This window comes from Streptomyces rimosus subsp. rimosus (genome assembly GCF_000720725.1).
In the GTDB taxonomy this organism is placed as follows: Bacteria; Actinomycetota; Actinomycetes; order Streptomycetales; family Streptomycetaceae; genus Streptomyces; species Streptomyces rimosus_A.
Genome location: NZ_JOCQ01000129.1, coordinates 1 through 22,832 on the forward strand (window position 1 = coordinate 1; position 22,832 = coordinate 22,832).

General features: G+C 71.9%; 23 protein-coding genes. 8 read left to right on the plus strand and 15 right to left on the minus strand.

Annotated elements, in window-relative coordinates; translation table 11 throughout:
• Positions 1-118: 118 nt before the first annotated feature.
• Entirely contained in the window at positions 119-1,021 is a 903-nt protein-coding gene (locus IH45_RS0137925) for a LysR family transcriptional regulator (protein ID WP_030679833.1), read from the minus strand.
• A 95-nt stretch (positions 1,022-1,116) separates the two neighbouring features.
• Between IH45_RS0137925 and IH45_RS0137930 the strand changes: the two genes are divergently transcribed.
• Genes IH45_RS0137930 through IH45_RS0137940 form a run of 3 tightly spaced genes read left to right on the plus strand, consistent with a single transcriptional unit; the run spans position 1,117 to position 4,525 of the window.
• The gene (locus tag IH45_RS0137930) at positions 1,117-1,821 is read left to right on the plus strand and encodes a succinate dehydrogenase cytochrome b subunit (protein WP_030679834.1); all 705 of its coding nucleotides are present in this window, start codon (positions 1,117-1,119) and stop codon (positions 1,819-1,821) included.
• Between the two features lie 2 nt (positions 1,822-1,823).
• Complete coding sequence (locus IH45_RS0137935) at positions 1,824-3,782, plus strand: fumarate reductase/succinate dehydrogenase flavoprotein subunit (protein WP_030679835.1); 1,959 nt, start codon at positions 1,824-1,826, stop codon at positions 3,780-3,782.
• A complete protein-coding gene (locus IH45_RS0137940) occupies positions 3,779-4,525 on the plus strand; it encodes a succinate dehydrogenase/fumarate reductase iron-sulfur subunit (protein ID WP_030679836.1) in 747 nt (248 codons plus the stop codon). Before IH45_RS0137935 ends, IH45_RS0137940 begins: the two co-directional genes overlap by 4 nt.
• Before the next feature lie 43 nt (positions 4,526-4,568).
• On the opposite strand, the gene IH45_RS0137945 is transcribed toward IH45_RS0137940, so the two are convergent.
• The 3 genes from IH45_RS0137945 to IH45_RS0137955 form a co-directional block, all read right to left on the minus strand.
• Positions 4,569-5,336 (minus strand): M23 family metallopeptidase, encoded by a 768-nt coding sequence (locus IH45_RS0137945; protein ID WP_199810767.1) that lies wholly within the window; start codon positions 5,334-5,336, stop codon positions 4,569-4,571.
• 171 nt (positions 5,337-5,507) lie between these two features.
• Positions 5,508-5,885, minus strand: a complete 378-nt coding sequence (locus IH45_RS0137950) for a hypothetical protein (RefSeq protein ID WP_030679841.1) — start codon at positions 5,883-5,885, stop codon at positions 5,508-5,510.
• Positions 5,882-6,100 carry a hypothetical protein gene (locus IH45_RS0137955; RefSeq protein ID WP_030679843.1) on the minus strand — a complete coding sequence of 73 codons (219 nt, stop codon included), beginning with the start codon at positions 6,098-6,100 and terminating at the stop codon, positions 5,882-5,884. Before IH45_RS0137955 ends, IH45_RS0137950 begins: the two co-directional genes overlap by 4 nt.
• 273 nt (positions 6,101-6,373) lie before the next feature.
• On the opposite strand from IH45_RS0137955, the gene dnaE reads away from it, so the two are divergent.
• Positions 6,374-9,982 carry a DNA polymerase III subunit alpha gene (dnaE, locus tag IH45_RS0137960; protein ID WP_030679846.1) on the plus strand — a complete coding sequence of 1,203 codons (3,609 nt, stop codon included), beginning with the start codon at positions 6,374-6,376 and terminating at the stop codon, positions 9,980-9,982.
• 21 nt (positions 9,983-10,003) lie between these two features.
• Here dnaE and hisF read toward each other — a convergent pair whose 3' ends face one another.
• The 8 genes from hisF to hisD are packed head-to-tail and all read right to left on the minus strand — an operon-like array spanning position 10,004 to position 15,726.
• Positions 10,004-10,759, minus strand: a complete 756-nt coding sequence (hisF, locus tag IH45_RS0137965; RefSeq protein ID WP_030679850.1) for an imidazole glycerol phosphate synthase subunit HisF — start codon at positions 10,757-10,759, stop codon at positions 10,004-10,006.
• A complete protein-coding gene (locus IH45_RS0137970; RefSeq protein ID WP_030679853.1) occupies positions 10,756-11,151 on the minus strand; it encodes a Rid family hydrolase in 396 nt (131 codons plus the stop codon). Before IH45_RS0137970 ends, hisF begins: the two co-directional genes overlap by 4 nt.
• Positions 11,148-11,873 (minus strand): bifunctional 1-(5-phosphoribosyl)-5-((5-phosphoribosylamino)methylideneamino)imidazole-4-carboxamide isomerase/phosphoribosylanthranilate isomerase PriA, encoded by a 726-nt coding sequence (priA, locus tag IH45_RS0137975; protein WP_030589401.1) that lies wholly within the window; start codon positions 11,871-11,873, stop codon positions 11,148-11,150. The genes IH45_RS0137970 and priA overlap by 4 nt, the downstream gene beginning before the upstream one ends.
• A gap of 11 nt (positions 11,874-11,884) precedes the next feature.
• Complete coding sequence (hisH, locus tag IH45_RS0137980; protein ID WP_030679855.1) at positions 11,885-12,532, minus strand: imidazole glycerol phosphate synthase subunit HisH; 648 nt, start codon at positions 12,530-12,532, stop codon at positions 11,885-11,887.
• Positions 12,529-12,693, minus strand: coding sequence for a hypothetical protein (locus IH45_RS1000000149600; RefSeq protein ID WP_030679859.1), 165 nt, complete (start codon positions 12,691-12,693; stop codon positions 12,529-12,531). The genes hisH and IH45_RS1000000149600 overlap by 4 nt, the downstream gene beginning before the upstream one ends.
• Positions 12,690-13,283 (minus strand): imidazoleglycerol-phosphate dehydratase HisB, encoded by a 594-nt coding sequence (gene hisB / locus IH45_RS0137990; RefSeq protein ID WP_030679863.1) that lies wholly within the window; start codon positions 13,281-13,283, stop codon positions 12,690-12,692. The genes IH45_RS1000000149600 and hisB overlap by 4 nt, the downstream gene beginning before the upstream one ends.
• Complete coding sequence (locus IH45_RS0137995; RefSeq protein WP_030679867.1) at positions 13,280-14,395, minus strand: histidinol-phosphate transaminase; 1,116 nt, start codon at positions 14,393-14,395, stop codon at positions 13,280-13,282. The genes hisB and IH45_RS0137995 overlap by 4 nt, the downstream gene beginning before the upstream one ends.
• Before the next feature lie 8 nt (positions 14,396-14,403).
• A complete protein-coding gene (gene hisD, locus IH45_RS0138000) occupies positions 14,404-15,726 on the minus strand; it encodes a histidinol dehydrogenase (protein WP_030679871.1) in 1,323 nt (440 codons plus the stop codon).
• 378 nt (positions 15,727-16,104) lie between these two features.
• Between hisD and IH45_RS0138005 the strand changes: the two genes are divergently transcribed.
• The 4 genes from IH45_RS0138005 to IH45_RS1000000150720 all read left to right on the plus strand — a co-directional run bounded on the left by IH45_RS0138005 (position 16,105) and on the right by IH45_RS1000000150720 (position 19,513).
• On the plus strand, positions 16,105-17,670 hold the full coding sequence (locus tag IH45_RS0138005; protein ID WP_050515471.1) for a hypothetical protein: 1,566 nt from the start codon (positions 16,105-16,107) through the stop codon (positions 17,668-17,670).
• 208 nt (positions 17,671-17,878) lie between these two features.
• Positions 17,879-18,697, plus strand: coding sequence for an LON peptidase substrate-binding domain-containing protein (locus IH45_RS0138010; protein ID WP_030679877.1), 819 nt, complete (start codon positions 17,879-17,881; stop codon positions 18,695-18,697).
• Positions 18,698-18,761: 64 nt separating this feature from the next.
• Entirely contained in the window at positions 18,762-19,292 is a 531-nt protein-coding gene (gene ybaK / locus IH45_RS0138015) for a Cys-tRNA(Pro) deacylase (RefSeq protein ID WP_030679880.1), read from the plus strand.
• A gap of 89 nt (positions 19,293-19,381) precedes the next feature.
• Positions 19,382-19,513, plus strand: a complete 132-nt coding sequence (locus tag IH45_RS1000000150720) for a hypothetical protein (RefSeq protein ID WP_267885175.1) — start codon at positions 19,382-19,384, stop codon at positions 19,511-19,513.
• A 60-nt stretch (positions 19,514-19,573) separates the two neighbouring features.
• Here IH45_RS1000000150720 and IH45_RS0138020 read toward each other — a convergent pair whose 3' ends face one another.
• The 3 genes from IH45_RS0138020 to IH45_RS0138030 form a co-directional block, all read right to left on the minus strand.
• Entirely contained in the window at positions 19,574-20,314 is a 741-nt protein-coding gene (locus IH45_RS0138020; RefSeq protein WP_030679884.1) for an ABC transporter permease family protein, read from the minus strand.
• A gap of 107 nt (positions 20,315-20,421) precedes the next feature.
• Positions 20,422-21,288 carry an ABC transporter permease gene (locus IH45_RS0138025; protein WP_030679887.1) on the minus strand — a complete coding sequence of 289 codons (867 nt, stop codon included), beginning with the start codon at positions 21,286-21,288 and terminating at the stop codon, positions 20,422-20,424.
• The gene (locus tag IH45_RS0138030; RefSeq protein WP_030679888.1) at positions 21,285-22,289 is read right to left on the minus strand and encodes an ABC transporter ATP-binding protein; all 1,005 of its coding nucleotides are present in this window, start codon (positions 22,287-22,289) and stop codon (positions 21,285-21,287) included. Before IH45_RS0138030 ends, IH45_RS0138025 begins: the two co-directional genes overlap by 4 nt.
• Between the last annotated feature and the right edge of the window lie 543 nt (positions 22,290-22,832).

Sequence of the window (22,832 nt, forward strand, 5' to 3'; positions counted from 1 at the left end):
TGCCCAGGAGAGCCGGACGGCCACTCCTTGGGAGCCACAGAAGGCAAGCACCGATCAGCCACATCCGGCCCTCCCGGGCCGCCTAACAACTTACGGAGCGCCGATGCGTCAGCCCTCGTCACCCGCCGGGCGACTCCAGCCCCAAATGCTCCATCAGAATCCGACGGAGTTCACGGGCGGCCCGGGGCGGCGAGACATCTCCCCGGTGGGCCACCGAGATCACCCGGTGCATGTCCGGGGTGGCGAAGCGGGTGACGCGCAGTCCGGAGCGTTCGGCGACCATGCTGGGCACGACCGCGACGCCCAGCCCGGCGCGCACGAATCCCAGTACCGCGTCCATCTCGCCGCCCTCGACGGTGAAGACCGGCTCGAAACCGGCCGCGCGGCAGGCCGCCACGGTGAACTCCCGCAGGTCGTAGCCGCGCCGGAACATCGCCAGCGGGTGCTCCCGCAGATCCTCGACGCGCATCCGGCGACCGCGCCCGACCGGGGCCGGGCGGTCCGGCGCCGAGACCACGACCAGTTCCTCCCGCAGCAGTTCGGCGGTGGCCAGCGCCGGGGCCTGCTCCGGGAGCGGGGTGATGATGAGCGCGAGGTCCAGTTCACCGGCTGCCAGGACCCGTACGAGATCCTGCGAACCGTCCTCGTGGACGACCAGGTCGACGCCCGGGTACGCGGTGTGGAAGACGCTCAGCACGTCCGGGACCAGGCTCGCGCACAGGCTGGGCGGCGCGCCGAGCCGCAGCCGGCCGCGCCGCAGCTGCGCCACCTCCTGCACCTCGCGCCGGGCGGTCTCGGTGTCGGCGAGGACGCGCCGGGCCAGCGGCAGCAGCGTACGGCCCGCGTCGGTGAGGGTGATGTGGCCGCGCGCCCGGTGGAACAGCTCGGCGCCCAGCTCCCGCTCCAGGGCCTTGATCTGCTGCGACAGCGAGGGCTGCGCGACGTGCTCGCGTTCGGCGGCGCGGGTGAAGTGGCGGGTGTCGGCGACCGCCACGAAGTAGCGGAGCTGCTGGAGCTGCATACGGCCGATGATAGGCGGCGATAGGCAAAGGCTATGGAGATGAGCCGTTCCATGTCTTGGACTGATGGGCCGGTCGGTCCTTACCGTCGGGACCCATGGCACTGGACACCCGGACGGAGCGGCGGCCGTCCTTCGCGGGCCTGCTGTGGCACTCGACCGTCGGCAAGAAGACCGCGATGGCAGTCAGCGGCGTGGTGATGCTGCTGTACCTGGTCGCGCACATGATGGGCAACCTCAAGATTTTCTTCGGTCCCGACGAGCTCAACGGCTACGGGCACTGGCTGCGGACCGTCGGCGAACCCTTCCTGCACCACGAGTGGTTCCTGTGGATCGCGCGGGTCGTGCTGCTGGCCGCCGTGCTGACCCACGCGGTGGCCGCCTTCCAGCTCAGCCGCCGCGACATCAAGGCGCGGCCGAGCAAGTACGTACACAAGAAGGCACGCACCAGCTACGCCACCCGCACCATGCGCTGGGGCGGCGTCATCCTGGCCCTCTTCATCGTCTGGCACATCCTCGACCTGACGACGCTGACGGTGAACCCGCGCGCCGAGGCCGGACACCCGTACCAGAACCTGATCGCCTCCTTCGACCGCTGGCCCGTCACCACGCTCTACATCGTGGCGATGCTCGCCCTCGGCCTGCACGTCCGGCACGGGTTCTGGAGCGCCGCGCAGACGCTGGGCGTGGGCAGCGCCGCCCGGGACCGGGTGCTCAAGACCGTCGCCAACCTCCTCGCCCTGGTGCTGACGGCGGGCTTCGTCGCCGTACCGGTGGCCGTCGTGACCGGAGCAGTGAGCTGACCATGACCGAGTACCGTCCGTACACCGCATACCGGACCGGGGAGCCGGTCGCCGACACCGCGGCGCCCGAGGGGCCGGTCGCCGAGCGCTGGGACACCCGCCGCTTCCGGGCCAAGCTGGTCAACCCGGCCAACCGCCGCAAGCACACCGTCATCGTCGTCGGCACCGGCCTGGCCGGCGGCTCGGCGGGCGCCACGCTCGCCGAACAGGGCTATCACGTGGTGCAGTTCTGCTACCAGGACTCGCCGCGCCGCGCCCACTCGATCGCCGCGCAGGGCGGCATCAACGCGGCGAAGAACTACCGCAACGACGGCGACTCCGTACACCGCCTGTTCTACGACACCGTCAAGGGCGGCGACTTCCGGGCCCGCGAGTCCAATGTGCACCGCCTGGCGCAGATCTCCGTGGAGATCATCGACCAGTGCGTGGCGCAGGGCGTGCCGTTCGCCCGGGAGTACGGCGGCCTGCTCGACACCCGCTCGTTCGGCGGCGTCCAGGTCTCCCGTACGTTCTACGCCCGCGGCCAGACCGGGCAGCAGCTGCTGCTCGGCGCCTACCAGGCACTCTCCCGGCAGATCGCCGCCGGCAACGTCGAGATGCACCCGCGTACGGAGATGCTCGACCTGATCGTCGTCGACGGCCGGGCGCGCGGCATCGTGGCCCGCGACCTGATCACCGGCCGGATCGACACCTACTTCGCGGACGCCGTGGTGCTCGCCTCCGGCGGCTACGGCAACGTGTTCTACCTGTCGACCAACGCCATGAACTCCAACGCCACCGCCATCTGGCGCGCCCACCGGCGCGGCGCCTACTTCGCCAACCCCTGCTTCACCCAGATCCACCCCACCTGCATCCCGCGCACCGGCGACCACCAGTCCAAGCTGACGCTGATGAGCGAGTCGCTGCGCAACGACGGCCGCATCTGGGTGCCGAAGGCCAAGGGCGACACCCGCCCGCCCGCCGGGATCCCCGAGGCAGAGCGCGACTACTACCTGGAGCGGATCTACCCCTCCTTCGGCAACCTCGTGCCGCGCGACATCGCCTCCCGCGCCGCCAAGAACGTGTGCGACGAGGGACGCGGCGTCGGCCCCGGCGGCCAGGGCGTCTACCTGGACTTCGCGGACGCCATCGCCCGGATGGGCCGCAAGGCGGTCGAGGAGAAGTACGGCAACCTCTTCGACATGTACGAGCGGATCACCGCCGAGAACCCGTACGAGGTGCCGATGCGGATCTACCCCGCCGTGCACTACACGATGGGCGGCCTCTGGGTCGACTACGACCTCCAGACCACCGTCCCCGGCCTGTTCGCCATCGGTGAGGCCAACTTCTCCGACCACGGCGCCAACCGGCTCGGCGCCTCAGCCCTCATGCAGGGCCTGGCCGACGGCTACTTCGTCCTGCCCTCGACCATCAACGACTACCTGGCCCGCAACCCCCACCACGACACGATCACCGCCGACCACCCCGCCGTCCAGGAAGCCCTGGCCGAGACCGAGGACCAGCTGCACCTCCTCCTCTCCGTCGACGGCGACCGCACCCCCGACTCCTTCCACCGCGAACTGGGCGAGCTGATGTGGGAGCTGTGCGGCATGGCCCGTACGGAAACCGGCCTGCGCAAGGCGCTCGACCGGATCCCGCAGATCCGTGAGGAGTTCTGGCGCCGTATCAAGGTGCCCGGCACCGGCGAGGAGCTGAACCAGTCCCTGGAGAAGGCCAACCGCATCGTCGACTACCTGGAACTGGCCGAGCTGATGTGCCTCGACGCACTGCACCGCGCCGAATCCTGCGGCGGCCACTTCCGCGAGGAGTCGCAGACCGCGGACGGCGAGGCCGCCCGCCGCGACGAGGAGTTCTCCTACGCCGCGGCCTGGGAGTTCACCGGCACCGGCGCAGCCCCTGTCCTGCACAAGGAAGACCTGGTCTTCGAGTACGTCCACCCCACCCAGCGGAGCTACGCATGAAGCTCACCCTGCGCGTCTGGCGCCAGCGCGACGCCGACGCCGACGGCGGCATGACCACCTACGACGTGGACGGCATCTCGCCCGACATGTCCTTCCTGGAGATGCTCGACACTCTCAACGAAGAGCTGATCCTCAAGGGCGACGACCCGGTCGCCTTCGACCACGACTGCCGCGAGGGCATCTGCGGCGCGTGCAGTCTCGTCATCAACGGCGAGGCACACGGCCCGGAGCGCACCACGACCTGCCAGCTCCACATGCGCTCCTTCCGGGACGGCGACACCATCGACGTCGAACCGTGGCGCGCGGCGGCCTTCCCCGTCGTACGGGACCTGGTCGTGGACCGCTCCGCCTTCGACCGGATCATCCAGTCCGGCGGCTACATCACCGCGCCGACCGGCGCCGCGCCCGAGGCGCACGCCACGCCCGTACCGAAGCCGGACGCGGACACGGCCTTCGAGCACGCCGAGTGCATCGGCTGCGGCGCGTGCGTGGCGGCCTGCCCGAACGGCTCGGCGATGCTGTTCACCTCGGCGAAGGTCAACCACCTCAACGTCCTCCCCCAGGGCGCCCCCGAACGCGAGGCCCGGGTGCTCGACATGGTGGGCCGGATGGACGACGAGGGCTTCGGCGGCTGCACCCTCGCCGGGGAGTGCGCCACCGCCTGCCCGAAGGGCATCCCGCTGTTCAGCATCACGCGGATGAACCGGGAGTACGTACGGGCGGCCCGCAAGAGCAGGCGGTGAAGCGGCCGCTGTCGTCCGGACCCCGGCGGGCCGCCCGCCTCGCTCAGCCGAACGCGCCGTGCCGGCGCAGCCAGGCCATCGGGTCGACGGCGGACCCGTAGTTCGGGGTGGCCCGGACCTCGAAGTGCAGGTGCGGTCCGGTGACGTTGCCGGTGGCGCCGGACCGCCCGATGCGGTCGCCGGCGTCGACGGTGGTGCCCACCGGCACCCGGATCTGCGACAGATGCGCGTACTGCGTGTACGAGCCGCTGTGGTGCCGGATGACGACCTCGTACCCGTACGCGCCGCCCCAGCCGGCCTTCACGACGGTCCCGCCACGGGCGGCGCGTACGGCGGTCCCCACCGGCACGGCGAAGTCCTGCCCCGTGTGCCCGTGCGCCCAGTGGCCTCCCCCGGCCCCGAACCCGGCGGTGAGCGTGCCGCCGCTGACGGGCCGTACGGCGCCACCGGCCGCGGCGCGCACGGCGGGCCGGTCGGCGGAGCGCGCGGCGCGCGGCTGCGGTTTCGCGGCCGTACCGTTCAGCTTCAGTTTCGTACCGACCTTGATCAGGTCCGGGTTGCCGCCGACCGCCGAGCGATTGCCCGCGTACAGCTTCGCCCAGCCGCCCTTGACGCCGTGCTTCGCGGCGATCCCGGAGAGGCTGTCCCCCGGGGCGACGGTGTACGTCCCGCCGTCCGCGGCGGAGGCGACGGACGCGCCGACGACCGGCAGCGCGAGAGTGGCGGCCGCGGTCGAGGCGCGGGTCAGTAATCGCCCCGCGCCACTGCGGCGACGCGGGGCTCGGTGGCGGCCTGACGGGGAAAACATCATGGCGAGGTTTCCTTCCGGTGGGCATCCGGGATCCGAACGCGAGAACGGTAGGGAGCCCCCGACCATGAACACAAGCACCACGGGGGAATCGGACAGCGACTGTCCCGATAGGCCCGATACGCGCGGCGGCCCGCGCGGTCACTTACCGCGCGGGCCGTCCCTGGTTACGCCCTACTTCACTTTCCAGTCACGCAGGCGCAGCGCCGCTTCCAGCAGCCCGGCCTCACGCCTGCGCAGCTCGTGCACCAGCTGCGCCATCGCGCCCAGCGGCGGAGCGACCGGTTCGCCGGAGTCCGCCATGTACGTCTCGGCGCAGGCCGCCCCGATCGCGGCGTTGTAGTCCGAGAACGGCTGCAGAAGCAGCGCCGTGTGCAGGAAGCTGGCGGCCCGGGTGGCCGTTTCCTCGTAGTACGCCTCTCCCGCGAAGCGTTCGTACTGGTGGCGCTGGGCCATGCAGTACAGGGCGCCCCAGTCCCGTACGGGGGTGTTCTCGGGCGAGACCTCGATCTGCACGTTGAGGATCCACCCGGCGTCGACGTAGAGGATCACCGCTCGCCTTCCGGGAAGGCCTGCTCGAATTCGGCCTTGTACTCCAGCGCCTTCTTCGTGGCCCCTTCGATGAACCGCTGCTTCTGCCGCCGCCGCACCACACTCTCGGTCAGTATCCCGTGCGCCAGCCGCTTGATCGCCATGCCCTGCTCCTTGGCCTCGGCGCGCAGTTCGGCCAGCTCTTCCTCGGTGAACTCAATCGTGATTCCAGGCATGTGCGCAGGCTAGACCCGCTGCCACCTTGATCACTACCAGGTTCACTACCAGGAGTGAACCGGACGTACGCCCTCTTTCGTGCGCCCCTCGGCCCGTCGAGAGCCCCCAGAGAGAAATCCTCGTCCAAGCCACAACCATCCGTTGTCCGTACCGTCGAAATGGTTGTTTGATCCCTCCGCGAGCAGGCCGCTTACATATCCCTGGTCAACGCGTAGTTGCCCCGCCATGCCTTCGAGCGCCCGCCGCCCGCTCCCCTCCGGAGGTGCCCCCTCATGCCCGATTCCTTCGTCCACCTGCACAACCACACCGAGTACTCCATGCTCGACGGCGCACAGAAGCTGCAGCCGATGTTCGGCGAGGTGGCGCGGCAGGGGATGCCCGCGATTGCCATGAGTGATCACGGCAACATGTTCGGGGCGTATGAGTTCGCGCAGGTGGCGAAGGGTTTCGACGGGATCAGGCCGATCATCGGCATCGAGGCGTACGTGGCACCGTCCTCCCGTTTCGCCCGCAGGCAGGAGTTCTGGGGGCCTGGCGGCCGACGCGCCACGGGCGAGGACGGCGAGGGGTCGAAGGACGTCTCCGGAGGTGGCCGTTTCACGCACCTGACCATGTGGGCGCGGAACGCCCAAGGCCTGCGGAACCTGTTCCGGCTCAGCACCCAGGCCAGCTACGAGGGGCAGTTCCCCGCGGGGAAGCCGCGCATGGACCGGGAGTTGATCGCCCGGCGGGCGGAGGGCGTCATCGCCACCACCGGCTGTCCCTCCGGCGAGATCCAGACGCGGCTGCGGCTGGACCAGTACGGCGAGGCGAAGGCCGCCGCCGCGGCCTACCAGGAGATCTTCGGCCGCGAGAACTACTTCCTGGAGCTGATGGACCACGGCCTGGACATCGAGCGCGAGGTCCGTGCGGGCCTGCTGCGGCTGGCCGGGGAGCTGGACATTCCCCTGCTCGCCACGAACGACGCCCACTACGTCACCGAGGACCAGGCCGACGCGCACGACAGCCTGCTGTGCATCGGTGTCGGCAGGAACAAGGACGATCCGGGCCGCTTCCGCTTCAACGGCTCCGGCTACCACCTCAAGCCGGCCGCCGAGATGCGCCGCCTGTTCTCGGAGCTTCCGGAGGCCTGCGACAACACCCTGCTGATCGCCGAGCGCGTCGAGTCCTACGACGAGGTCTTCGACCACGTGGACGAGATGCCGCGGTTCCCGGACGTGCCCGAGGGCGAGACGCAGGAGTCGTGGCTGCGCAAGGAGGTGCTGAAGGGTCTGGCGATGCGTTACGGGAGTCCGGTGCCCCGGCATGTGCTGGAGCGCTTCGAGACCGAGATGGCGGTGATCGGGCCCATGGGCTTCAGCTCGTACTTCCTCGTCGTGGCCGACATCTGCCGCCACGCCCGGGAGAACCGGATCCCGCTCGGCCCGGGCCGGGGCTCGGCCACCGGCTCGATCGTCGCCTACGCCGTCCGCATCACCGAACTGTGCCCCCTGGAGCACGGCCTGCTCTTCGAGCGGTTTCTGAACCCCGAGCGCATCAACCCGCCGGACGTGGACCTCGACTTCGACGACCGGCAGCGCGACCGCATGGTGCGCTACGTCACCGAGAAGTACGGCGACGAGTACACCGCCATGGTGATCACCTTCGGGAAGATCAAGGCCAAGAACGCGATCAAGGACTCGTCCCGCATCCTCGGCTACCCGTACGCCCACGGCGAGCGGATCACCAAGGCGCTGCCGCCGGACCAGAACGGCAAACCGGCCCCGCTCGCCGCCGTCTTCGACCCCTCGCACGAGCGCTACGCGGAGGCCGGCGGGGTCCGGCAGATGTACGACGCCGAGCCGGACGTGCGGCAGGTCATCGACACCGCCCGCGGCGTGGAGGGCCTCACCCGCGGAACGGGCGTGCACGCCGCGGCGGTGATCCTGTCCAAGACCAGGCTCACCGACCGGATCCCGCTGCACATGCGCGCCGCGGACGGGGCGAGGATCACCGGATTCGACTACCCGTCCTGCGAGGCCATGGGCCTGATCAAAATGGACTTTTTGGGGCTGCGGAACCTCGGCGTCATCGACCAGGCCATCGAGAACATCCGCGAGAACCGGGGCATCGGCCTGGCCACCGTGGCCCCGGAGGGCGACGACCCGTCCACCGTCGTGATCCCCCTGGACGACGCCGCGACGTACCGGCTGCTGGCCGACGGCAACACCTTCGGTGTCTTCCAGCTCGACGGCGGCGGCATGCGCGTCCTGCTGCGGCAGATGGAGCCGACCCGGTTCGAGGACATCGCCGCGGTCAACGCCCTCTACCGGCCCGGCCCGATGGCGGCCAACGCGCACACCAACTACGCGCACCGCAAGACCGGCCGCCAGGAGATCACCCCGATCCACCCCGAGCTGGCCGACGCGCTGGAGCCGATCCTCGGCACCACCTTCCACCTGCTCGTCTACCAGGAGCAGATCATGGCGATCGCCCGCGAACTGGCGGGCTACACCCTCGGCGGCGCCGACCTGCTGCGCCGTGCGATGGGCAAGAAGAAGCCGGAGGTGCTGGCCGCGGAGTGGGACAAGTTCCACGCGGGCATGCGGGGCAACGGCTACAGCGACGAGGCGATCCGGGCGCTGTGGGACGTCATGCTCCCGTTCTCCGGGTACGCGTTCAACAAGTCCCACACCGCGGGCTACGGCCTCGTCTCGTACTGGACCGCCTATCTCAAGGCCAACTACCCGGCGGAGTACATGGCCGCCCTGCTCACCTCCGTCGGCGACGACAAGGACAAGGCCGCCGTCTACCTCGCCGACGCCCGCAGGAACGGCGTCCGCGTCCTCCAGCCGGACGTCAACGCGTCCGTCGCCGAGTTCACCGCCGTCGGCGACGATGTGCGCTTCGGGCTGCGCTCCGTACGCAATGTCGGTGACCACGTCATCGACGCGATCGTGGAGGCCCGCCGCGAGAAGGGGACATTCGCGTCGTTCGCCGACTTCCTCGAAAAAGTGGATCTTCCCGCGCTGAACAAGCGAGCCGTGGAATCACTGATCAAGGCCGGTACCTTCGACTCCCTCCAGCACACCCGCAAGGGCCTCACCGCCGTCCACGAGGCGGCCATCGACGCGATCACCCCGGTGAAGAAGGCGGCCCGCTTCGGTCAGGAGGACCTCTTCTCCGCGCCGACGGGACAAGACGGCAGCGGGCGCGCTTCCGGGCCCGTCTTCGGGCTCGACTTCCCCGTCGACGGCACGGAGTGGCCCCGCCGGCAGCTCCTGGCCACCGAACGCGAGATGCTCGGCCTCTACGTCTCCGCCCACCCGCTGGACGGCGCCGAGCACGTGCTCGCCGGCGCACGCGACTGCACCATCGCCGACCTGCTCGCCTCCGGCCGCACCGCCGGGGACGTACGGCTCTCCGGGCTGATCACCGGCGTTCAGCGCAAGCTGACCAAGCAGGGCAACGCCTGGGCCGTCATCACGCTCACGGACCGCGACGCCGCCGTCGAGGTCCTGTTCTTCCCCGCCGCGTACCAGCTCGTCCAGCACGCGCTGGCCGAGGACAACGTCATCTCCGTCAGGGGCAAGATCGAGGACCGGGACGGGACGCTGAACGTCTTCGGCCGCGAGCTCGCCGTCCTCGACGTGTCCTCCGCCGAACACGGCACCAGGCCCCCCGTACGGCTGACGCTCCCCGAGCACCGCATCACCGAGCGGTCCGTCAGGGAGCTCAAGCGCATCCTCGCGGACCACCCGGGCGACAGCCCCGTACACCTCAGCGTGCGGGGCGCGCGCAGGACCACCGTCTATGCCCTCCGGGCCACGGTGGACCCCACGACCATCGCCTCCGACGTCAAAGGCGCCTTCGGGGCCGACGCCTGGGAGGGGACGGCGTGAGCCGGGGCGCCGCCCGGCGTCTCACCGCACCGGGTGCCCGGCCTCCCGCAGCGTCTCCTTGACCTCGCCGATGCGCAGGTCCCCGAAGTGGAAGACCGAGGCGGCGAGGACCGCGTCGGCGCCGGCCTCGACGGCGGGCGGGAAGTCGGCCAGGCGGCCCGCGCCGCCGCTGGCGATGACGGGGACGGTGACGTGCTTGCGGACGGCGGCGATCATCTCCGTGTCGTAGCCGTCCTTGGTGCCGTCGGCGTCCATGGAGTTGAGGAGGATCTCACCGGCGCCGAGCTCGGCGGCGCGGTGGGCCCATTCGACGGCGTCGATGCCGGTGCCGCGGCGGCCGCCGTGCGTGGTGACCTCGAAGGAGCCGGTTTCGGTGCGGCGGGCGTCGACGGACAGGACCAGGACCTGGCTGCCGAAGCGTTCGGCGATCTCGCGGATCAGGTCGGGGCGGGCGATGGCGGCGGTGTTGACGCCGACCTTGTCGGCGCCGGCGCGCAGGAGTTTGTCGACGTCCTCGGGGGCGCGGACGCCGCCGCCGACGGTGAGGGGGATGAAGACCTGTTCGGCGGTGCGGCGGACCACGTCGTAGGTGGTCTCGCGGTTGCCGGAGGAGGCCGTGATGTCGAGGAAGGTCAGCTCGTCGGCGCCCTCCTGGCCGTAGATCTTGGCCATTTCGACGGGGTCGCCGGCGTCGCGCAGGTTCTTGAAGTTGACGCCCTTGACGACCCGGCCGTTGTCCACGTCCAGGCAGGGGATGACTCGGACCGCCAGGGTCATGTGCTCGTGGCCTCTCTGAATGCTTCGAGTTCGACTTCGACCAGTACGCGCGAGTCGGCGAAGCCGGAGACCACGACCAGGGTCGCGGTGGGCCGTACGGCGTCGAAGAGTTCCTTGTGGGCGCGGGCCGCCGCGTCCACGTCCCGGGCGTGGGTCAGGTACATGCGGGTGCGGATGACCGCGCCGGCGCCGAGCCCGAACGGCTCCAGGGCGGCCAGCGCGTTGGAGAAGGCGACCTTGGTCTGCTCGTACGGGTCGCCCTCCCCGTACAGCACGCCGCCGACCAGTGGCATCGTGCCGGCGACCAGGACGCGGTCGCCGGCCGCCACGGCGCGCGCGAATCCGATGATCTCTTCCCAGGGACTGTCGGTCTGCGCGCGCTCGATGGTCATGACGACACGGCCTCCAATGCCTCTTCCAGGGTGAACGCCTTGGCGTAGAGCGCCTTGCCGACGATCGCGCCCTCGACGCCTTCCGGTACCAGGGTGGCGATCGCGCGCAGGTCGTCAAGGGAGGAGACGCCGCCGGACGCGACAACCGGCCGGTCGGTCGCGGCGCAGACATTGCGCAGCAGCTCCAGGTTGGGGCCCTGGAGGGTGCCGTCCTTGTTGATGTCGGTGACCACGTAGCGGGCGCAGCCCTCGGAGTCCAGGCGGGCCAGCGTCTCGTAGAGGTCGCCGCCGTCGCGGGTCCAGCCGCGGCCGCGCAGCGTGGTGCCGCGGACGTCCAGGCCGACCGCGATCTTGTCGCCGTGCTCGGCGATGACCTTGGCGACCCACTCGGGGGTCTCCAGGGCGGCCGTACCGAGGTTGACGCGCTTGCAGCCGGTGGCGAGCGCGGCCTCCAGGGAGGCGTCGTCGCGGATGCCGCCGGACAGTTCGACCTTGATGTCCATCGAGCGGGCCACCTCGGCGATCTGCGCCCGGTTGTCGCCGGTGCCGAACGCCGCGTCGAGGTCGACCAGGTGCAGCCACTCGGCGCCCGCGCGCTGCCAGGCCAGCGCGGCCTGCAGCGGGTCGCCGTAGGAGGTCTCGGAGCCGGACTCGCCGTGCACGAGGCGGACCGCCTGGCCGTCGCGGACGTCGACGGCGGGGAGGAGTTCGAGCTTGCTCATCGCGGAGGGTCCTAGAGGGTCTGGGTCCAGTTGGACAGCAGCTGGGCGCCGGCGTCGCCGGACTTCTCGGGGTGGAACTGGGTAGCCCACAGCGGGCCGTTCTCGACGGCGGCCACGAACGGCTCGCCGTGCGTGGCCCAGGTGACCTTGGGCGCGCGCATGTTGGGGTTGCCGACTTCCAGCTCCCAGTCGCGTACGGCGTAGGAGTGCACGAAGTAGTAGCGCGCGTCGGCGGGCAGCCCGGCGAACAGGCGGGTGTCCGCCGCGGGCTGGACGGTGTTCCAGCCCATGTGCGGGACCACGTCGGCCTTGAGCGGGCCGACCGTGCCGGGCCACTCGTCCAGGCCCTCGGTCTCCACGCCGTGCTCGATGCCGCGGGAGAAGAGGATCTGCATGCCGACGCAGATGCCCATGACGGGGCGCCCGCCGGCCAGCCGGCGGCCGATGACCCAGTCGCCGCGGGCCTCGCGCAGGCCCTTCATGCAGGCGGCGAAGGCGCCGACGCCGGGGACCAGCAGCCCGTCGGCGTTCATGGCCTTGTCGTAGTCACCGGTGATCTCCACATCCGCGCCGACGTGGGCGAGGGCGCGCTCGGCGGAGCGGACGTTGCCGAAGCCGTAGTCAAATACCACGACCTTCTTCGCGGGTGCGGTACTCAATTCCACACATCCAGACGGAGGATGCCGGCGACCAGGCACATGGCCGAGCCGATGCCCAGCAGGACGAGCACGCTCTTGCCCATCCCCTGCTTCCAGAAGGAGTAGAGCCCGCCGAGCAGGAAGAGGCCGAGCACGATGAAGACGGTGGAGAGGCCGTTCACAGCGCTCCCTTGGTCGAGGGGAGGATGCCGGCGGCGCGCGGGTCGCGCTCGCTGGCGTAGCGCAGCGCGCGGGCCAGCGCCTTGAACTGGCACTCCACGATGTGGTGGGCGTTGCGCCCGTACGGGACGTGGACGTGCAGGGCGATCTGCGCCTGCGCCACGAAGGACTCCAGGATGTGCCGGGTCATCGTGGTGTCGTACGTGCCGATCATCGGCGCGATGTTCTCCGGCTCGGTGTGCACCAGGTAGGGGCGGCCGGAGAGGTCGACGGTCACCTGCGCCAGCGACTCGTCCAGCGGGACGGTGCAGTTGCCGAAGCGGTAGATGCCGACCTTGTCGCCGAGGGCCTGCTTGAAGGCGGCGCCCAGCGCGAGGGCGGTGTCCTCGATGGTGTGGTGGGTGTCGATGTGCAGGTCGCCCTCGGTCTTGACCTTCAGGTCGAACAGACCGTGCCGGCCGAGCTGGTCGAGCATGTGGTCGTAGAAGCCGACGCCTGTCGACACATCGACCTGCCCGGTGCCGTCGAGATCGATCTCGACCAGCACCGACGTCTCCTTCGTGGTGCGCTCCACGCGCCCAACGCGGTTCATCGGTTCTCCTTCAGTACTGCACGGACCGCGTCGAGGAACGCGTCGTTCTCGGCGGGGGTTCCCGCGGTGACCCGCAGCCAGCCCGGTACGCCGTTGTCACGGACCAGGACGCCCTGGTCGAGGATGGCCTGCCAGGTGGCGTGCTGGTCCTCGAACCGGCCGAACTGGACGAAGTTGGCGTCCGAGTCGACCACCTCGCAGCCGGTGGCGCGCAGCTCGTCCACCAGCCGGTCGCGCTCGGCCTTGAGCTGTTCGACGTACTTCAGGAGCGTGTCGGTGTGCTCCAGGGCGGCGAGCGCGGTGGCCTGGGTGACGGACGAGAGGTGGTACGGCAGGCGGACGAGCTGGACGGCGTCGACCACGGCCGGGTCGGCGGCCAGGTAGCCCAGGCGCAGGCCCGCGGCGCCGAACGCCTTGGACATGGTGCGCGAGACGACCATGTTCGGGCGGCCCTCGATCAGCGGGAGCAGCGAGGGGCGGTGGCTGAACTCGCCGTACGCCTCGTCCACGACGACCAGCGCGCCGCCGGTGTCCGCGCGGGCGGCCTGTGCGGCCTCGTACAGCGCGAGAACCGTTTCGGCGGCGACGGCGGTGCCGGTGGGGTTGTTGGGCGAGCAGATGAAGACCACGTCGGGCCGGTGCTCGCCGATGGCCGCCACGGCGGCCTCGACGTCGATGGTGAAGTCGTCGTTGCGCGGCCCGGAGAGCCAGCCGGTGCCGGTGCCGCGGGAGATCAGGCCGTGCATCGAGTACGAGGGCTCGAAGCCGATGGCGGTGCGGCCGGGGCCGCCGAAGGTCTGCAGCAGCTGCTGGATGACCTCGTTGGAGCCGTTGGCGGCCCAGACGTTGGCCATCGTGACCTCGTGGCCGCCGGTGCGCGTCAGGTAGGCGGCGAGGGCCGTGCGCAGCTCGACCGCGTCCCGGTCGGGGTAGCGGTTCAGCTCGCGGGCGGCCTCGGTGACCCGCTCCGCGATGCGCCGCACCAGCGCCTCGGGCAGCGGGTACGGGTTCTCGTTGGTGTTCAGGCGTACCGGCACGTCCAGCTGCGGCGCGCCGTACGGGGACTTGCCGCGCAGCTCGTCCCGGATGGGAAGGTCGTCGATCTTCGTCACGTGCTCGCTCACTCGCCCTGCGGGATCTTCCAGTCGAACCTGGCCTTCAGCGCCGCGCCGTGGGCCGGGAGGTCCTCGGCCTCGGCGAGGGTCACCACATGGTGGGCGACCTCGGCCAGCGCGTCGCGGCTGTAGTCCACGACATGGATGCCGCGCAGGAAGGACTGGACGGACAGGCCCGAGGAGTGGCAGGCGCAGCCGCCGGTGGGCAGGACGTGGTTGGAGCCGGCGCAGTAGTCGCCGAGCGAGACGGGCGCGTACGGGCCGACGAAGATCGCGCCGGCGTTGCGCACCCGGGCGGCGACGGCGGAGGCGTCGGCGGTCTGGATCTCCAGGTGCTCGGCGCCGTACGCGTCGACCACCTTCAGGCCCTCGTCCACGCCGTCCACCAGCACGATCGCGGACTGCTGCCCGGCCAGTGCGGTGCTGATCCGCTCGGTGTGCTTCGTGGCGGCCACCTGGGTCTTCAGCTCGGTCTCGACGGCCGCGGCCAGCTCGGCGGAGTCGGTGACCAGGACGGCGGCGGCGAGCGTGTCGTGCTCGGCCTGGCTGATCAGGTCGGCGGCGACGTGCGCGGCGTCGGCGGTGGCGTCCGCGAGGACCGCGATCTCGGTGGGCCCGGCCTCCGCGTCGATGCCGATGCGGCCCTTGAGCAGGCGCTTGGCGGCGGCGACGTAGATGTTGCCGGGGCCGGTGACCAGGTTGACCGGGCGGCACTCCTCGGTGCCGTACGCGAACATGGCGATCGCCTGGGCGCCGCCGGCCGCGTACACCTCGTCCACGCCGAGCAGGGCGCAGGCGGCGAGGATGGTCGGGTGCGGCAGGCCGCCGAACTCCGCCTGCGGCGGGGAGGTGACGGCGACGCCTTCGACGCCGGCCTCCTGGGCGGGGACCACGTTCATGACGACGGAGGACGGGTAGACCGCCAGGCCACCGGGTACGTACAGGCCGACGCGCTCGACCGGGACCCAGCGCTCGGTGACCGTGCCGCCGGGCACGACCTTGGTGGTGACGTCCGTGCGGCGCTGCTCGCGGTGGACGATCCGGGCGCGCCGGATCGACTCCTCCAGGGCGGCCCGTACGGCCGGGTCCAGCTCCGCGAGCGCCCGCCGGAGCGCCTCGGCGGGCACCCTGACGCGCTCGATGGCGACGCCGTCGAACCGATGGGCGTACTCGATCAGCGCGGCCGTCCCACGATGGCGCACGTCCTCGCAGATGGGCCGCACCTTCTCCAGGGCGGCTTCCACGTCGAACTCGGCACGGGGCAGCAGGTCGCGCAGGGCGCCGCCCTCGGGGAGGGCGTCACCGCGCAGATCGATTCGGGAGATCACCCCTCCAGTGTCTCAGACCCGTTCCCGGGCCCGGCCGCCCGTATCAGTCGGTGATACGTCGGTGATACACAGCACGCGGACCGCGCCCGGGCCGGCCGGAGACCGTCCGGAAGCAGACCTCACGGTTCGTGTTCAGGTGGTCACGCAGCGGGAATGTGGCTCGTACGGGCGTACGGAGTGACGGGGCGGACGCGTGGGACGGCGGGCGTGCGGAAACGGCTGGACGCGGACGCCGCCCACGCGGGACCGTACGGACCCGCTCGGCAGAGCGGGGAGGCCCGGGGGAACGCGGGGATCACAGGAAAACGCGGGGAACAGCGGGGACAAGGGGGAAGACAGGTGGCCACGCCGGAGGAGGGCGACGCGCCCGCGGAACTGATGCTCAACCCGGCCGAATGGGGCATGTGGCAGGCGTTCCGCAACGGCAGCACCTGCGATCTGCGCACCGGCGACCCGGCCAGGGACGATCCGCACGGGCAGTTCCGGTGGGGCCCGGAGCGGCGGGTGCGCGCCCGGATCCTGGCGCTCCTGCTGCTGGAGGGGCCGCCCGCGCAGCCCGGCCGGGTCTCCGCGCTGAAACTGGCGGGTGCGTACATCACCGACACTCTCGACCTTGCGGGCGGCACGATCAAGCCATTCGTGGAACTGCGCGACTGCCGCTTCCAGAACGAGGTCGTCCTGCCCGAGAGCCGCTTCACCACGCTGCGCATGGTGGGCTGCGCGATACCCCGGGTCGAGGCGGCCCGCCTGCACACCGAGGGCGATCTGCACCTGCCGCGCTGTGTCGTGCGCTCCGGCATCCGGCTGACCGACGCGCACATCGGCACGGACCTGCTGCTCAACCAGACGGTGGTGCACAAGGACCGGCAGGGCCGCTCGGTGATGGCGGACGGGCTCACCGTCGCCCAGGACCTCCAGGCCGAGATGATGGAGTCCTACGGGGAGCTGTCACTGCGCGGCGCGACGATCGGCGTGTCGCTGAGCCTGCGCGGCAGCCGGCTGAGCAACCCGTACGGCCGCCGCGCCCTGAACGCCCCGCAGATGACGGTCGAGCGCACGCTGTACCTGACCGGCGCCGGGCTGGCCAACTCGCCGTTCTCCAGCACGGCCGCCACTCCCCCGTACGGCATCGCCCACACCCCCACCCGCGGCACCCGCATGCAGCGCTTCGAGTGCGAGGGCGGGATGCGGCTGGACGACGGGCGGTTCGGTGACGCCGTCGACTTCGAGCAGGCGCGCTTCATCATGGAGCCCGACCAGGAGCTGTCGCTGCGCCGCATCCAGACCCCGGAGCTGCGCTTCCTGGGCGAGCGGCCGCAGCGCGGGCGGGTCATCCTCTCCGGCGCCCGGGTCGCCAACCTGGTCGACAAGGCGGCGAGCTGGCCGGGGCTGGGCGGGCTGTGGATGGCGGGCTTCGCCTACGAGACGCTGATCCCGCGCGGGCACTTCCCGCTGTCCCGGCGGCTGGAGTGGGTGGCCGCCGCCACGCCGGAGTACGCGCCCGAGCCGTACGAGATGCTGGCCACCGCCCTGCGCCGCAGCGGCGAGGACTCCGACGCGCGCGAGGTGCTGCTCGCCAAGCAGCGGCGGCGGCGCGAGACGCTGCCGCTGGCCGGCAAGCTGTGGGGCATCCTCCAGGACTGGACGGTGGCGTACGGCTACCGGCCGGGGCGGGCCGCGGTGTGGATGGCGGTGCTGTGGGCGCTCGGCACGGTCTACTTCGCCCAGTACCCGCCCCCGGCCCTCAAGCCCGGCGAGGCGCCGCCCTGGAACCCGTACCTGTACTCCCTCGACCTGCTGCTCCCGGTGATCGATCTCAACCAGGGCGCGTCGTGGAAACCGGACGGCAGCGCCCAATGGGTGGCCGCGATCATGATCCTGACGGGCTGGGTGCTGGCGACGACGGCCGCGGCGGGCGCGTCGCGGCTGCTGCGGCGGCAGTAGGAGTGCGCGGGGGCGCGCGGCGGAGGCGCGCGCCCGGAGAGGCCGTCCGGGCGCCGTCCCGGTCGTACGGCAAGCGGGCGCCCCGGTTTCCGGCGCCCGCCTGAGGGCCGCACGGCCTTCGTACGAGGGCCGTCGCCCCCTGGCACCGGGCCCCCGGATCGCGGGCCGCGAACCACACCCGTCTCCACAGGCTCTAGGCTTACGGGCTGTGACCTCCGTGCGCCTACCGCTCTTCCCGCTGAACTCGGTGTTGTTCCCGGGACTCGTCCTCCCGCTCAACGTCTTCGAGGCGCGGTACCGGGCCATGATGCGCGACCTGCTCGCCCTGCCCGAGGACGAGCGCCGGTTCGGGGTCGTCGCCATCCGCGACGGCCGCGAGGTGGCGCCCTCCGCCCCCGGCCTGCCGGACAGTACGGCGATGCCCGCCGGCGGGCCCGGCGCCGGCTTCGGCCCCGATCCGATCAGCGCCTTCCACACGGTGGGGTGTGTGGCGGACGCGGCGACCATCCGCGAGAAGAGCGGCGCCCCCGGCTCCGCCCTCGCGTCCGACGAGGACGCCGATGCCGCGGCGGAGGGGGCGGCCCCCGGCGCCGGGCCGGACGCTCCCGGGTACGAGGTGCTGGCCACCGGCACCACCCGCTTCAAGCTGCTGTCCGTGGACGCCTCGGGCCCGTACCTGATGGGCGAGGTCGAGGAGCTGCCGGAGGTCGAGGGCGAGGGGGCCGGCGCGCTGGCCTCCGGTGTCGTACGCGCCTTCCGCACCTACCAGAAGCGGCTGGCCTGGGCGAACGAGCGCACGCTGGCCGGCGGCCAGGACCTGCCCGACGAGCCGTCGGTGCTGTCCTACCTGGTCGCGGCCGCCGCCGTGCTCGACATCCCCGCCAAGCAGCAGCTCCTGGAAGCGCCGGACACCGCGGCCCGGCTCACCCAGGAGCTGAAACTCCTTCGCCAGGAGACGGCGGTGATCGGTAAGCTCCCGTCGCTGCCCGCGGTGGACCTGACCCGGCACCCGACCAGCCCGAACTGAGCGCGCGGGGCACCGCCCCTTCTCGTACCCGTACCCCCCGATATGTCTTACGAGGGCGACGACCATGTCCAAGAAGCCGAAGCGGACCAAGCAGGCGAAGAACGGCAAGCAGCCGGCCGGCGCCGGGGGCACACCCGCGACGGTCGCCCTCACCGAGGCGGGCGTCGAGTTCACCCTGCACGCCTACGAGCACGACCCGGCGGCCCCGTCGTACGGCGAGGAGGCCGCCGAAGCGCTCGGCGTCTCCCCCGACCAGGTCTTCAAGACGCTGCTCGCCGAGGTGGACGGCGCCCTGACCGTCGCCGTGGTGCCGGTCTCCGGGTCCCTCGACCTCAAGGCCCTGGCCGCCGCGGCCGGCGGCAAGCGCGCCGCGATGGCCGACCCGGCCGCGGCGGAACGCAGCACGGGCTACGTACGCGGCGGCATCTCGCCGCTCGGCCAGCGCAAGCGGCTGCCCACCGTCATCGACGCGTCGGCCACCGCGTACGGGACGGTGTGCGTGTCGGCCGGGCGCCGCGGGCTGGAGGTCGAACTGTCCCCCGCCGACCTGCGGGAGCTCACGCAGGCGACGCTCGCGGAGATTGCGCGCGGGTGAGGGCGCGCGGGTGAGGGCGCGCGGCTGAGGGCGCGCCGGCTTCGCAGTCCCGCGCGGCCGGATGCGTCCCATACGCCCCGGCCGCCACCGTGCGGGGTCTTTACGCCTCCCGCTTCCTCCGCTACGACCCGTGGAGGAGGTACGCCATGTCGAAGAAGACCCGCAAGCGGAAGTGGCGCATCAAGAAGGGCAAGGCCAACCACGGGCGACGGCCCGCCTGAGTGACCGGGGCGGGCCCGTGCGCGTCGCGGGCCCGCGTCCGGCCGGCCGGGGCCCTTTCGTCAGCTGTCCGACGATGTCGGCGGGGGCGGTGCCTGATGCGGCCCGGTGGCCCAGTCCGCCTGCGGCGGCTCCGGGTCGCGGGGGCCGAAGAAACCGGTCACGAGCAGGTGGGTGACCATGGCGGCGACCGGCCAGGCCAGCAGCGCGCCCTTGGCCTGAAGACGCAGCGGCGCGTCGAACGCGACGCCCTTGCCGACCTCGGCAGCGCGCGCCGCCAGGTCCGACGTCGGCCCCATCCACATACCGAGCCGCCACGCCACCACTGAACCCAGCAGTCCGCCCACCGTCAGCGCCACCACCAGCGGGATGCCGCCGCCCTTGCGGTAGAAGAAGGCCGCCACCGCGCACAGCACCCCGAAGCCGAGGCCCAGCAGGACGAACGTGCCGTCCCCGCCGATGGACTCCTCGCCCTCACTGTTCTTGAGGTACACATTGCCGCTGCCGTCCGCGATCAGCGGCACGTGCGGCGCCAGCCACGCCCACAGGACGCCCAGCAGCGCGCCGCACACCGTCCCCACGATCGCGATCAGCGCCGCCTCGCGCAGTTCCCGGCGGAACTCGGCCCGGTCCTGCACGGCGGCCCCCTCGGTGGTCAAGGCGGCGTACGGCTCCTGGGCCGCCCCGGCGGGGGTGGCCCAGGGGTCGTACGCGCGCGCGGGCGGCTGGTGGTCGTGCGGCCGGCCGTCGGACGGCCGGTCATGGGGTGGCTGGTCGTTGGGCGGCGTCTGTGGTGCGGTCACCCCGTCATCGTGCCAGGTGGACAGGGTACGGTCGGCGGGAGGCCGGGGCCGCGACCGGTTCCCGCCGGTCTGCCCGGACCCGTGATCCCCCCTGCTCCCCGGGTCCGTCACCGTACGGCCGCCCGGCGGTACGCCCAGGTCGCCACCGCCAGCGACAGCACGCCGACGGCCGCGCAGACGCCCAGGTCCGCGACGACCGCCAGCCAGTCCGGGTGGGTGTCGAAGCCGCGTGCCAGGGCCTCGACGCCGTACGTGGACGGCAGCAGGTCACGCGCGTACGAGATCGGCGCGGGCAGTCCGGCGGCCGGCAGTACGCCCAGCAGCAGGGCCGCGGACATGCCCAACTGACCGCAGAGCGTGGCCAGTTCGGGGCGGGGCGCGAGCAGGCCGAGCGCGGCGCCGAGCCCGGCGAGGGCGGCACCGGCCAGCGGGATGACCGCGATCAGCACCCACAGGTTCGCCATCGGCAGCTGGAACAGCAGGCAGCCGGTCACGGCCGTGACCACGGTGCCCGGTGCGGTGAACGAGGCGTACGCGGCGGCCGCGCCGAGCACCACGGCGGCGGGCGGCACCGGCAGCGTGGCGTAGTGGTCGAGCCCGCCGCCGGCCCGGAGCTGGCCGAAGTACTGGGCCAGCAGGTTCAGCGCCACGAACGCCACGACCAGCACACTGGAGCCCGAGACGACGGCCCGCGCGGCGTCGCCGCCGTCGACCACGCCGCGCATCAGGACCATGATCCCGATGGACTGGAAGGTGGCCACGAACAGCAGCGGGATCCGGGCGACCCGGGCCCGCGACAGCTGGGCCCGGTAGACGGCGCTCAGCGCGGGGAACAGGCGTGCCCGGGGAGCCAGCGGCGCGGCGGCGACCCCGGCCTCTTCCCCGGCGCGGGTCACGGCCGGGGCCGGGGCCCGCCCCACCGTCTTCGCCGCCGTCTCCGGCACCGCGTCCGCCTCGGCGGGAACCACGCTCACGCCTTCACCAAGCCTTCCTCAGTACGGCCCCCCAGCGCGAGATACACATCTTCCAGGCTCGGCGTCGCGAGCGTGAAGTCGTCCAGCGCGGCGAAGGCCGGACCGGCCGTCACCGCGGCCACCGCCTCCCGCGCGCGGTCCGGCGGCAGGCGCAGCGTCCAGCGCCGCCCGCTGGCCCGCGCGGCCTCGCCGAGCGCGGCCACCTCGGGCACGTCCAGCGGCGCCCGCTCCCGCCACACCAGCTCCAGCCGGACCTCTTCGCCCACCAGCCCTTTCAGGCCGCCGGGCGTGTCGCAGGCGATGACCCGGCCACGGTCGATCACCGCGACCCGGTCGAGCACACTCTCGGCCTCGATCACGTTGTGCGTCACGAGCAGAACGGTGGCACCGCGTTCCGCCCGGCGGCGGTCCACGGCCGCCCATACGGCGCGGCGCGCCACGGGGTCCATGCCGGTGGTCGGCTCGTCCAGGACAAGGAGCGGACGCTCGCCGACGAGTACGGCGGCGAAGCACGCGAGGCGGCGCTGGCCGCCGGAAAGCCGCTTGAGCGGGCGCCCGGCGATGTCGTCGAGCCCCAGCTCGGCCACGACCGCGTCCCGCTCCGCGCGCGCGTCACGCGCCGCCAGGCCGCGCAGGCGGCCGGTGGTCTCCACGGCCAGCGCGACGGTCATCTCGTCCAGGGCACTCGACTCCTGGCCCAGGTAGCCGAGCAGCCGCGCGGCGCGCTCCGGGTACCGCACGAGGTCGTGCCCCAGCACGGTGACGCTGCCGGAATCGGGCCGCAACAGGCCGGTCAGCTGGCGCACCAGGGTCGATTTGCCGGCGCCGTTCGGTCCGAGCAGCCCGAAGATCTCACCGCGCCGCACCTCCAGACTGATCCCGTCACTCGCCCGGACGGCCGGCGCCCCCACCGCTCCCCGCCGCCCGCGCACCGCGGGGTACGTCTTGACCAGGTCCCGCACGGCACACACCAGCCCGCCGTCCACCCGCTTCGCACCCATCCTCACGACCCACGAGCCTACGCGTTCCTGTGGGGTGTCTCTTCTTCGGCCCCTGGGGCGGGGCGCCATGTGGGGTGTGCGCTTCGTGCACGGTTTGCGTGGTGGGGGTGCGGGTGCTTGCGCGGTCTGCTCGGTGGATGGGGCTCGGGGCCACACAGGGGTCACTCCTCGTTGCCGGGGACGCGTCCTTGTGGTCGATCGCATCCGGGGCCTCGGTCGCCTGCGGGGAGACCCCTGTATGTCCCCGAGCCCGCTCCGTTTGCGGCTATCCCGCCGCCGTGGCTGCGGCCCTCAAAAACACCGGGGACGGCTTACGCATGACGCGGAGACGCCCCCGACCTGCGCCTATACGTGCGCGAGCGTCACCACAGGGGTGGGCGCGCACCAAGGTTCTTTCCCCTCCCCCCACCGGCCCGCACTCGCCCAACCGACCGGAGGGGGCGCGTAGGGGGCCATCCCCGCAGGCAGCCGGGTGCCCTCGGTTCACTATCAACCCTTGGACGCCGTGCACGGTGCCGAGGAGTTGGCCCCCTGCGCGCCCCC